We start from the raw sequence: 11,962 nt of genomic DNA, 5'->3' as shown, positions 1-11,962 counted from the left end.
CGTGAGCCAGAGATGGACACGGTAATAAGCAGAATTTGCTTGGTGACAATAGCCTTGTGGAACCACCTGATCCCATCCCGAACTCAGAAGTGAAACGCAAACGCGCCGATGGTAGTGTGGGGTCTCCCCATGTGAGAGTAGGTCATCGCCAAGCGCCTAATTTAGCTTAATGTGCAAACGTTAAGTTAAAGGAGCGGTAGTTCAGTTGGTTAGAATACCGGCCTGTCACGCCGGGGGTCGCGGGTTCGAGTCCCGTCCGCTCCGCCAACATCAAGACGAAAGCCTCTACAGCAATGTAGAGGCTTTTTTCGTATTGGCATGTTAGAAAATTTTACTTTTGCCAAAATAATTACGGGTCTGCTTTATCTTTATAGACAGATAAGTCGTCGATATCATTAGCAATTAATCGTGGCCTGTTAGGCTCGCTAAATCTGAAAGCTCTAATCTGAGTATCAGAAATAAGTGATACTTTGCCTCATTCATTATTTACTTCAATGTTAGCCATCCTCACTCAAGAGGCTTTTATACCAGTCTACACATCCATTATTGTGTCGCGTAGGCACATATTCTGGCGTTTTGAGCCGACTATAGATAAGTAACTGCTTCGCACTCATCGTGATGGGAATTGGTATTATGCGGTTTTCACGTATACACTTTTTTACATTCCCCATCGAGCATCTGCTTTTAGGTTGAAATTATCAATGGAATTGCGTGGCTTATTGAGGTTATTGCCGCTATTGATGTGTATGCCATTACTGGCTTATGCCGACCGTTTAGCGATGGCGAATGCCAAGCTTGCTGGCCAAGACACTAGCGTTAGCACGATTCAGACAGTCCGTTATTGCGTTGATCCTGACTGGTTACCCTATGAAGGAATCCGAGAGGGTAAACATCTGGGTATTTCGTCAGACTATATTGATTATATCGAATCGCATTCCTCCCTTAAGTTTCAGCTGGTGCCGACTTCCTCTTGGACCGAGACCTTATCTTTTTTGCAAAGCGGACAGTGTGATTTAACTCCTATGCTGAATAAAACCCTGATACGAGAGACTTATCTGCACTTCAGTGATGTTTATTTTCGCTCTCCTAATGTATTGGTGTCACTTAAAGATCAGCCTTTCTTGCAAGGATTTGAGAATATTGGTGCACGTACTTTGGCCGTACCTAAAGGCTATCGTTTGGCCGAATATATTCAGCATTATTATCCTCAGATAGAGACGCTTACCGTTGCCAGTGAACCCGCAGGATTGCAATCTGTGCTGGATAAACGCGCCGATCTTTTTGTGGGATCGATGTTTTCGGTTAACTCTTATATCCAACAAACGGGATTTAATCATTTGAAAATAGCCGGTTGGGGTGGTCCAGAAGATGAGCTGCGGATGGGCGTCGCTTATGGTCAAGAGTCCTTGTTACCTATGGTAAATAAGGCCTTAAATGCTGTGAGTGAGCAAGAGCGGATCACGATTTACCAGAAGTGGAATAATGTGACTGTGATAGATGAGACTAATTATTCACTTGTTTACCAAGTGATCTGCGCGACATTTTTGTTACTGCTCATATTAGGGGCGAGAACTTACTTTATTAGTCAATATAACCGTAGACTCACCGATAAAAATCAGCAGCTCGAAACCTTGCGGCAGCAGCTTGAGACTTCTAATGCGGAACTTGAATTTTTATCTACCCACGATCCCCTGACCAAGTTGTATAACCGACATTACTTTAATCGCCTTTTTATTAATAATGAGCAACATGATAAATCTGCTAAGGCAGGCATGTGCCTGGTGATGATTGATATCGATTACTTTAAAGAGATTAATGACACGCTGGGGCATAACGTCGGCGATCGGATCCTTGAACAAGTGTCACAGGTGCTACAGCATTGTGTGCGTGAATCTGATGTGGTTGCCCGTTGGGGTGGCGAAGAGTTTGTGATCCTCTGTCAGCAGTCATCTTTACCCTTAGTTGAAAGCTTGTGTGTGCGGATAGCTGAGAGGATCAAACATTATCAATTTACTGACAATGTGCAGTTAACTTGCAGTTTTGGCGTCGCTAAGCTTGCCGATAGCGAACCTATGATGTTGTGCTTTGAACGTGCCGACCGCGCGCTTTATCGTGCTAAAGCGCAAGGGCGTAATCAAATGTGCACCGACAGGTAAGCATTAGCGCAAGTATGATTTACTGTTATTTAAGTAAATGGTTGCTACTGAGATGAGTTTACTAAGCCATCTTTATTTTTGAGGAAGGATTAGCATTATTGCACCAGCCGTAATGCTCATGGGTTAATGTTAGTGGTTTGTACCTAACAATATGATAGAAATTCATTAGAAATGACCTTATCCCATTAGAATGTAGTTTTTTTAACGTTTTTTATTGATTGAGTGAAAAATAAGCTAAAGAGTTTTACTCATTTGTTTTAGTTCGTGTTTATGGCCATTTTATTAAATTATTACGCGACTTTATCGTGAAAAAGTAGTCTAGCCATTTGCGCCGAGAAGGGTTCCAATTTACAATATGCGCCTAAAATAATCTGATGTGCGGTGTGTCGGTGTTTGTCGCATACTCCGTCTACTTCTTAAACTACTCATTAAAGTTGAATCATGACCGAATTATCCAAATACAGAAACATTGGTATCTTCGCTCACGTTGACGCGGGTAAAACCACGACCACCGAGCGTATCCTTAAGCTAACCGGTAAAATCCATAAAATCGGTGAAGTTCACGATGGTGAATCTACCACTGACTTCATGGTACAGGAAGCTGAGCGCGGTATTACTATTCAGTCTGCTGCAGTTAGTTGCTTCTGGAAAGATCACCGTTTCAACGTTATCGACACCCCAGGACACGTTGACTTCACAGTTGAAGTTTATCGTTCTCTGAAAGTGCTTGATGGCGGTATCGGTGTATTCTGTGGTTCAGGCGGTGTTGAGCCTCAATCAGAAACTAACTGGCGCTATGCGAACGAATCTGAAGTTGCGCGTATTATCTTCGTAAACAAGTTAGACCGTATGGGTGCTGACTTCTTACGTGTTGTTAAGCAAACTAAAGACGTATTAGCTGCTAATCCACTGGTTATGGTTTTACCAATCGGTGTTGAAGACGAATTCACAGGTGTTGTTGACCTGTTAACTCGTAAAGCTTATGTATGGGATGATTCAGGTTTACCAGAGAACTTCGAAGTTCAAGACGTTCCTGCTGACATGGTTGATCTTGTTGAAGAATACCGTGAAATGCTGATCGAAACAGCCGTTGAGCAAGACGATGCAGTGATGGAAGCTTACATGGAAGGCGAAGAGCCATCTATGGAAGACATCAAGCGTTGTATCCGTGCGGGTACTCGTACTATGGCATTCTTCCCAACATACTGTGGTTCTGCATTCAAGAACAAAGGTATGCAACTGGTTCTTGATGCTGTTGTTGACTACTTACCATCACCAGATGAAGTTGATCCACAGCCATTAACTGACGAAGAAGGCAACGAAACTGGCGAATTCGCTATCGTTTCTGCTGATTTACCGTTAAAAGCATTAGCGTTCAAAATCATGGATGACCGTTTCGGCGCCCTGACTTTCGTACGTATCTACTCTGGTCAACTGAAGAAGGGTGACACCATCCTGAACAGCGCTACAGGTAAAACTGAGCGTATCGGCCGTATGTGTGAAATGTACGCTGATGACCGTATTGAAATTGAATCTGCTCAAGCTGGCGACATTATCGCTATCGTGGGTATGAAAAACGTTCAAACTGGTCACACTTTATGTGACGTGAAACACCCATGTACTCTTGAAGCCATGGTGTTCCCAGAGCCAGTAATCTCTATCGCAGTTGCGCCAAAAGATAAAGGCGGATCTGAGAAAATGGGTATCGCTATCGGTAAGATGATCGCTGAAGATCCATCATTCCGCGTAGAAACTGACGAAGATTCAGGTGAAACCATCCTTAAAGGTATGGGCGAACTTCACTTAGATATCAAAGTAGACATTCTGAAGCGTACTTATGGCGTTGAATTGATCGTAGGTGAGCCACAAGTTGCTTACCGTGAAACCATTACTCAAATGGTTGAAGATCAATACACTCATAAGAAACAATCAGGTGGTTCTGGTCAATTCGGTAAGATCGAATATATCATCCGCCCTGGTGAGCCAAACACTGGTTTCGTGTTCAAATCTTCAGTAGTTGGTGGTAGCGTTCCGAAGGAATTCTGGCCAGCAGTTGAGAAAGGTTTCGCGAGCATGATGAACACAGGTACTATCGCTGGCTTCCCAGTGTTAGACGTTGAGTTCGAATTAACTGACGGTGCATTCCACGCAGTTGACTCATCAGCAATCGCGTTCGAAATCGCTGCTAAAGGCGCTTTCCGTCAGTCTATTGCTAAAGCTAAACCACAACTTCTTGAGCCAATCATGAAAGTTGACGTGTTCAGCCCAGATGACAACGTGGGTGACGTGATCGGTGACTTAAACCGTCGTCGCGGCATGATCAAAGACCAAGTTGCTGGTGTAACAGGTGTTCGCGTTAAAGCTGACGTACCGTTATCAGAAATGTTTGGCTATATCGGTACTTTACGTACAATGACTTCTGGTCGTGGTCAGTTCTCTATGGAGTTCTCTCACTACAGCCAATGTCCAGCTAGCGTAGCTGAGAAAGTTGTTGCTCAAGTTAAAGAACGTAAAGCTGCTGAAGCTAAGAAGTAATTCTTAACTTATCTTGGCTAATATTTAGTTAGCTAATAAAAACCGCTGTCGGCCCCTAGGCTCACAGCGGTTTTTTTATGGGTGAGTTCCAACGGTCATCACCCGCTTCGGTTGACGAAGCTTCGTATCTCTTTGTTTAAAGTCCGTATCCTTTTGTTTTACAGAATGTCATTTCTCGCTTTATCTTCTCAGTATTTCAGCGCTCAGTTTTTTGTTTACTCAATTCAAGCAAGGCCTTGGCCGCCGGTGTTAAAGGTAAACTTTGACGCCAAATAAGCGCCAGATCCCATGTCATTGCGGGTTGCATAGGTTTAAAGACCAGTTTGCTGGTGCTTAGTCTATTGCAGATAGGCTCAGGTAAAATGGCGACACCCATATCGGCCTCAACCATGGCGGCGAGAAAATCCCATTGGCCGCTGCGAAAGGCAATATTGAGCTGAACACCTGCTTTGCGGCTGAGCCGATTGATCAGTTTAGCGAGGGAGAAGTCTTCGTTATAGAGGATAAAAGGGTAGGGTTGGAAGTCCTGCCAGTTTAAGTGGTCTTTCTCGGCTAAGGGATGCCCCTCTGGCAGGCATGCGAGTAAAGGGTACTTAGTCAGGGGTTGATTGACGAGTTCGGTCTCATGGGTCGTGGGGAGCGCAGTAAAGGCGATATCGAGACTGTTATTGAGTAGGGCTTGCTCGCAGCCAAATCCGCCGTACTCATGCATGTGTAGCTCAACTCCTGGGTAGCGCTTACGATAGCTAGTGAGCAAACCTATAATTAGGCTGCTCATCATGGGACACACCCCTAGCCGTAATCGCCCCGACTTGAGACCGCTGAGGTTACTCATGTCCTCCTGCAATCTATGCCATTGACCGAGGATTTCCCGCGCACTATGCTCAAATAGCTGCCCTGCCTGAGTTAGCTCAACCTTTTGGTTATTTCGGATCAGCAAGGTTTCCCCTAGGCTTTCTTCGAGTCTTTGGATGATTTTGCTCAGTGTCGGCTGAGTGATAAAACATTTCTGTGCGGCGCGGGTAAAGTTTTCGGTTTCCACTAGGGTCAGAAAACATTGTAAGGTCTTGATTGGGATGTTCATGCTTAAATGGAATCCATATTATGGAATTTATTCATTTTACTAATGATGGCTTAAATATTACTTTGACCTTGTTAACAAAACAGGGGAATACCGATGAAATCAAGTTCGAGTCTATGGGTAGGGGCTTTGTGGCAGGCGGCTATGCCTGTGGCAAAAGAGGTGCAAAACGCTAAAGCGGCGCAAGTCACTAAAACGGCTCCAGCGGGTGATTTGCATAAAGCAAAACAACAAGTAAACCCAGCCTAGGCTGGGTTTTTACTTTTCTGCGTTTTAGGTTCTGCTCTTATCTTTATTTCCCTGTATTCTCACTTTGCCTTTTTAACTTCTGCTCAATCCTTCCTCGGTGAAAGAACTGTTCAGCAACGGACGCTGAGCCAGCGATAGACGTTTAGTCTTATATTTACTTGAATGCTCATTACTGACTCTAAGCCTATTCATTAGGATAGGATGCTTAAATAGTAAAAAAGCCACCCTATAAACTTGGGTGGCTTTGCTCTGCAGGGGAAAGTGATTTACTTGTCTGAGAACTGATTCTCCACGAGTGGTTGCTTGTTTTCGGCTTGAGCGACATGGCATTGAGTACAGAAATAGTTATGTCCGTTCACTGTGCCTTTATCATCAATCACATGGGACTTAGCGACAGGCGTGGCTTTCATGCGTTTTGCCTTGTCCCAACTATGGCAGCTTAAACAGCTATTTTTATCTAAGGTGATCTTGTAATCGTCCTTATGTGGGATGAGCGGGGGTTGCTCGCTAAAACTGCGCTCAATGGCGGTGCCGCGACTGGGATAAATCGCCATGGCATCGGCTGGGCGAATGTCGGTGATCGCCATGTTTCCTGCGAGAGATTGAATATTAACTGGTGCTACGTTGGTGACGGTTTGCTGACCTGAACAGCCGGTAATGGCGACTAGTAACGCAGTTAAGGTGAGTATTTTTCTCATTGGTTATTCTCCGCCTTGAAGACTTTCACTGGGCATTTTTTAAAGTCAGTTTCTTTTGACAGGGGATCGGTCGCATCCAATATCAGTTTGTTGACTAACTGGCGCGCATCGAAGAAAGGCATAAATACTACGCCGCGTGGCGGTTTGTTACGGCCTTTAGTTTCAACTCGGGTTTTCACTTCACCGCGCGGTGAGGCCACTATGACTTCGTCACCACGTTGTACGCCGCGAGCTTTCGCATCTTCTGGATGCATAAAAATCTGCGCGTCGGGGTAGGCACGGTAAAGCTCGGGTACGCGGGCGGTCATTGAGCCAGTGTGCCAATGCTCCAGCACGCGGCCAGTCGACATCCACAAATCGTACTCTTCATTCGGCTCTTCGGCGGCGGGCTCATAGGGCAGGGCGAAAATTACCGCTTTGCCATCTGGCTTGCCATAGAATTTAAAGCCTTCACCCACTTTGACATAAGGATCGCTCCCCTCAACGAAACGACGCAGCGTTTCTTTGCCATTAACGACTGGCCAGCGTAGGCCGCGGGTTTCGTGGTAACGGTCAAAGTCGGCTAAATCATGGCCATGGCCACGACCGAAAGCTGCATATTCTTCGAAAATACCTTTTTGCAGGTAGAAACCGAAGTGTTCGCTCTCATCGTTTAATTCGGCTTTGCAATCGGAAGTTGGGAACTTGTCGATCACGCCATTGGCAAATAGCACTTCATATAAGGTTTTATCCGCGTATTCCGGTTGTTTGGCTATCAGTTCGGCTGGCCAGACTTCGGAGACTTTGAATCGTTTCGAAAATTCGACTAGTTGCCACAGATCTGAGGTTGCGCCTTCTGGAGCTTTTACTTGTTGATGCCACATATGAGTACGGCGCTCGGCGTTGCCGTAAGCTCCTTCTTTCTCGACCCACATTGCCGTTGGCAAAATTAAATCTGCCGCCATGGCTGTGATGGTTGGATAAGGATCTGAAACCACGATAAAGTTTTCTGGGTTACGAAAGCCAGGGTAAATCTCATCGTTGATGTTAGGGCCTGCCTGCATATTATTGGTACACATGGTCCAGTAACAGTTGAGCTTGCCATCTTTTAGCATTCGGCTCTGGAGTACGGCATGGTAGCCAGGTTTGGCAGGAATTGTCCCTTCAGGCACCTGCCATAGTTTTTCGGTAATGGCGCGGTGCTTGTCGTTCGTCACTTCCATATCGGCGGGTAAACGATGGGCGAAAGTACCTACTTCACGTGCAGTACCGCAAGCCGAAGGTTGACCGGTTAATGAGAAAGGACTGTTACCCGGAGTGGCAATTTTGCCCGTGAGCAAATGGATGTTGTAAAGCATGTTGTTCGCCCACACGCCGCGAACGTGTTGGTTAATGCCCATGGTCCACAGACTCATGACTTTAACGTTAGGGTCGGCATAGGCTTTGGCTAAAATCTCCAGCTTCTCTGGCTCGACGCCACTCATCTTGGCGGCATATTCCAGCGTATAAGTGCTGACAAACTTGGCATACTCGTCAAAGTTAATGGGCGTGGATTTACCATTGCCTGGATTTTTAGCTTTTTTCTCTAATGGATGATCTGGACGCAGGCCATAGCCGATATCATCTACCCCAAGGGCAAACTTAGTGTGTTTGCTAACAAAGTCGGTATTAACGGCTTTATTTTCAATAATGTAATTGGCGATATAGTTGAGGATCACTAAGTCCGACTGTGGGCGGAACACCATAGGGTTATCGGCTAAATCGAAGCTGCGGTTCTCAAAGGTCGACAGCACATGCACTCGGCACGTTGGACTGCTTAAACGTCTATCGGATATTCGTGCCCACAGAATTGGGTGCATCTCCGCCATGTTTGCGCCCCAGAGCACAAACTGATCGGCGGCTTCTAAATCGTCATAGCAACCCATGGGCTCATCGATACCGAAGGTACGTATAAAGCCGCCCACAGCTGAGGCCATGCAGTGGCGCGCATTGGGATCTATGTTGTTGGTAAGGAAACCTGCTTTATGAAGTTTAGAGGCGGCATAACCTTCCCAGATGGTCCACTGACCTGAACCGAACATACCGACTGAGGTTGGGCCCTTAGTGGCGATGCTGTTTTTCCACTTAGCGGCCATAGTATCGAAGGCAACATCCCAGCTTACTGGGGTAAACTCGCCTTCTTTGTGGTATTTGCCGTCTTTCATCCGCAGCAGCGGCGTGGTTAATCTGTCCTTGCCGTACATGATTTTTGATAGGAAATAACCTTTAATACAGTTAAGGCCACGGTTGACTGGACTCTCAGGATCGCCCTTAGTGGCGACCACTTTACCCGCTTGGGTGCCGACTAACACGCTACAACCCACACCGCAAAAGCGGCAAGGGGCTTTATCCCATTTGATATTGTCTGGCTGTTCGGTGGCTTCAACCATTTTAATGGGAAGCGTGACACCAACGGCTGTTGCGGCGGCAACCGCTGCGTTGGCCTTGAGAAACTCGCGGCGGCTTATGCTCATAATCTTTCCTCACTTTCTTGTTCTAAAGGTGCGACTTGGTGGTAAATCAAACAGGCAGATAACACGCCGGACAGGGCATTAATGGCTTCAATATTGTCGAGAATCGCCCTTTGGCTACTCCCTTCGAGGGTGACAACCAATTTTCCCTCGGGCGTAACCGCATGAATATCGGCGCCCATTAATGAGCGGATATTGGCTTCAACCTGCTGTAAGACTTTAGGTGCGGCATGCACCACAAGGCTGGTGACGTGGTATTCCTGACTCATAAGTGCTGACCTGTAGTGGCGTTAACTCGGTTGCTTAATATTAAAAAGGAAAGCAACCGAGTGCTGATACTGGCGAGTCTAGACCTGATGAAAAATGTGGGTATACCTCACAAGAGGTATTGCAAGCGATAGTCGATCCGGATCAAAGTTTTGCGAGTGATCTAACTCTCAGTTTGAAATTTAAGCTGTGTGTTTATAGTGGATGAGGTGTGTTGTACTTGCCCGTATATGGGATACGGCCAATAATTCAAGATTATAAATATTGCCAACCTTTAAGTACTATCGCGGGGGGAATGGCATTGTCACTGCCTAAATCGGCTTCGCCTAAAGCATTGTCATAATGGATCTTGCCATCGCCCGTAGCGGTAATGGATTTGCCTCTTACCGAGCCGAAGATTTCGGGACCACCGGGCAGATTGACTTTGGATTTAGGCGCATAAAGCGCGGCGTAAATCGGCACGCTTCCACTGACAGTCACATCTTTATTTGAACCAGAGTAAATCGCTAATGGCGGTTTATTGCTGCTGGTTAGGGTTTGGCTTTTAATGTTATTACCGTTGTTGGTACCCGCCGTAAAGGAAACCTCACCATTCACAAATAGCGTTAGGCTTGAGCCCGGGGCGATATTGAGTTGGTTTGCGCCACTCATTTTAAAGTCACCATTGATGATCAGTGTGACATCCCCACCGCTGATGTTTAATACACCATCGCTACTCATGACTAAACTGTCGAGATTAAATACTGGGGTTTCAGAACCGAAGATGTTCTCTGAACTTGAGGACAGGGCAGGAAATGCATTACTGTTACCTGAACTCGCAGTCGAGCCCGTTGGGGAAATGGTAACATTCTGGGTTGATGCAATTGTTCTCGCGCCATTGTTGGGCATTTTAAACCCTCCCATTACGGCACCAATATCTAATGGATCACAGGACTTAGTGGGAACGGGAGGGACATTGGGTGCTAGATTCACCGTTTGGCCAATGCTGCTATTTTGATGAAAGGTGCCATCGCCGCCATATTGAAGTGTTCCATTCACTTTGGCACCGGGAGCCGTTGATGCGTTGTTATTGGCTTGCACTGAGCCTTCAACAGTGCCACTGTTTTTTAGCTCGAAATTATGACCCGCAGCGATATTCCCACCGACCGTACCTGTGCCTACGATGACATCTTTATTGCTTTGAATATTGCCCATTAGGGAAGATGAGCCGGTTAATGTGACATTTCCCGTTGCACTGACATCGCCGTAAATCGGCGAATTGCCCGACAAGGTTACATCGGCATTCGGTTCAACCGTCGTCACATTGCCTTTGCCGTGCTTATTGAGTTGGCTGTTGCCTTGATCATTATTGAAGCTATCGCCGTAGGCGCCTTTTCGTGAGTCATAACCATCGATTGTACTACTACCAGTCAGATTGAGGCTCTCGCAGGAAACGATGGCATCGTTAAAAATGTTATTGCCCTTTGCGCCTTTTAGGGCGAAGAGTGCATTGAGTTTGGCCTGACCTTCTAAGTGTTGCCCTGTGCTGTTGACGCTGAGTTCGGCGCTAGGGGTCACGGTTTTTGTCAATGTATAGGCGCTGCTGTCGATACTGCCTGAGGCACTCTTTGGCAGACTGTCATGTAAGGAGACCGCCGTGCTTTGAGGTGCTTTAATTAAAGTTGCTTTGAGGGTGTTATAGCTTTCATACATGCCTTGTTCGGCGGTGAGTTGCGCATTGACTTGCTTCTGGAAGTTCCCGCTCAGCCGCTCTTGTACTAAGTTATCTCGCAGTGATGTCACGACCAATAAACTGGCTAATATACTGAAGACTAAGACGATAAGTAACACTGCACCCTTTTGCTTATTAATACTGCCGCGAAGTGGCGAAGCGTGAGCAAATGAACGTTCCGTGTGCATGTCTGTGCTTCCTCGTGCCTATGGCACTTGTTGTGAATTTATGGCTTGTTGCCAAAGAGGTTTACGCAGTGCGATCTGTAAGCTAATACCCTGATCATATTGGGTCGGTAAAGCTAAGGGTTTCAAATTAATACTGACGAGTTCACCAGTTTGAGAGAAATGAGCCGCTTCTAGCCCAGTGAGAAGCGTTTGTGCGCCATCACCATCGTCGCAGGATAAGTTAGGTGCTAAAAAGCTAAAGGTTTCGGTGTAATCAGCGGTTTTACTTTGGCCTAAACAGCTAATACTCGGTTGGCTTGCGGAGGCACGCGTGCTTAGGACGAGTTCGTTAGCCGATACAAGGGCGACATTATCCGCCTGTTTGATGCTTTTACTGAGCGTTAGCGTGGCGTACCTTAAGGCGTCAGCGGCATTTTCTAGACGTTTACTTTCCTCAACAGTAGTCTTAAGTGGCGCAAAGAAATTGATCACAGCGATCATGATGATTAGCCCTAATACCATGGCAATCATCAGTTCGGATAAGCTAAACCCCGTTTGTCTTGAGGTGAGTTTAATGTGTCTCCGTTGAGTGCGATGAGCTGAAATCAC

General features: G+C 46.2%; 9 protein-coding genes, 1 tRNA gene and 1 rRNA gene. 5 read left to right on the top strand and 6 right to left on the bottom strand.

Annotation, left to right across the window (positions count from 1 at the left end; genetic code table 11):
- The first annotated feature begins 38 nt into the window (after positions 1 to 38).
- The 4 genes from rrf (at position 39) to fusA (ending at position 4,691) form a co-directional block, all read left to right on the top strand.
- Positions 39 to 154, top strand: a 5S ribosomal RNA gene (rrf, locus tag NE536_RS17375).
- Between the two features lie 36 nt (positions 155 to 190).
- Positions 191 to 267: transfer RNA gene (locus NE536_RS17370), tRNA-Asp, on the top strand.
- 434 nt (positions 268 to 701) lie between these two features.
- Positions 702 to 2,156, top strand: a complete 1,455-nt coding sequence (locus NE536_RS17365; protein ID WP_261273462.1) for a diguanylate cyclase — start codon at positions 702 to 704, stop codon at positions 2,154 to 2,156.
- Positions 2,157 to 2,597: 441 nt separating this feature from the next.
- Entirely contained in the window at positions 2,598 to 4,691 is a 2,094-nt protein-coding gene (fusA, locus tag NE536_RS17360) for an elongation factor G (protein ID WP_220592060.1), read from the top strand.
- Between the two features lie 196 nt (positions 4,692 to 4,887).
- On the opposite strand, the gene NE536_RS17355 is transcribed toward fusA, so the two are convergent.
- Positions 4,888 to 5,775, bottom strand: coding sequence for a LysR family transcriptional regulator (locus NE536_RS17355; protein WP_261273461.1), 888 nt, complete (start codon positions 5,773 to 5,775; stop codon positions 4,888 to 4,890).
- A 93-nt stretch (positions 5,776 to 5,868) separates the two neighbouring features.
- Between NE536_RS17355 and NE536_RS17350 the strand changes: the two genes are divergently transcribed.
- Positions 5,869 to 6,021 (top strand): hypothetical protein, encoded by a 153-nt coding sequence (locus NE536_RS17350; RefSeq protein ID WP_006082989.1) that lies wholly within the window; start codon positions 5,869 to 5,871, stop codon positions 6,019 to 6,021.
- A 266-nt stretch (positions 6,022 to 6,287) separates the two neighbouring features.
- On the opposite strand, the gene napB is transcribed toward NE536_RS17350, so the two are convergent.
- From napB to NE536_RS17325, 5 genes are all read right to left on the bottom strand, one after another.
- On the bottom strand, positions 6,288 to 6,719 hold the full coding sequence (gene napB, locus NE536_RS17345; protein ID WP_261273460.1) for a nitrate reductase cytochrome c-type subunit NapB: 432 nt from the start codon (positions 6,717 to 6,719) through the stop codon (positions 6,288 to 6,290).
- Positions 6,716 to 9,211, bottom strand: a complete 2,496-nt coding sequence (gene napA / locus NE536_RS17340) for a nitrate reductase catalytic subunit NapA (RefSeq protein WP_261273459.1) — start codon at positions 9,209 to 9,211, stop codon at positions 6,716 to 6,718. Before napA ends, napB begins: the two co-directional genes overlap by 4 nt.
- The gene (locus NE536_RS17335; RefSeq protein WP_006082986.1) at positions 9,208 to 9,477 is read right to left on the bottom strand and encodes a chaperone NapD; all 270 of its coding nucleotides are present in this window, start codon (positions 9,475 to 9,477) and stop codon (positions 9,208 to 9,210) included. Before NE536_RS17335 ends, napA begins: the two co-directional genes overlap by 4 nt.
- Before the next feature lie 253 nt (positions 9,478 to 9,730).
- Positions 9,731 to 11,374: a DUF7305 domain-containing protein gene (locus tag NE536_RS17330; RefSeq protein WP_261273458.1), complete on the bottom strand. Its 1,644-nt coding sequence runs from the start codon at positions 11,372 to 11,374 to the stop codon at positions 9,731 to 9,733.
- Between the two features lie 18 nt (positions 11,375 to 11,392).
- Positions 11,393 to 11,962 carry a PilW family protein gene (locus tag NE536_RS17325; protein ID WP_261273457.1) on the bottom strand — a complete coding sequence of 190 codons (570 nt, stop codon included), beginning with the start codon at positions 11,960 to 11,962 and terminating at the stop codon, positions 11,393 to 11,395.

Source organism: Shewanella septentrionalis (assembly GCF_025370265.1).
GTDB classification, from domain to species: Bacteria; Pseudomonadota; Gammaproteobacteria; order Enterobacterales; family Shewanellaceae; genus Shewanella; species Shewanella hafniensis.
The sequence above is the reverse complement of the archived record's forward strand: the minus strand, read 5'-3'. Positions and strand labels throughout refer to the sequence as shown.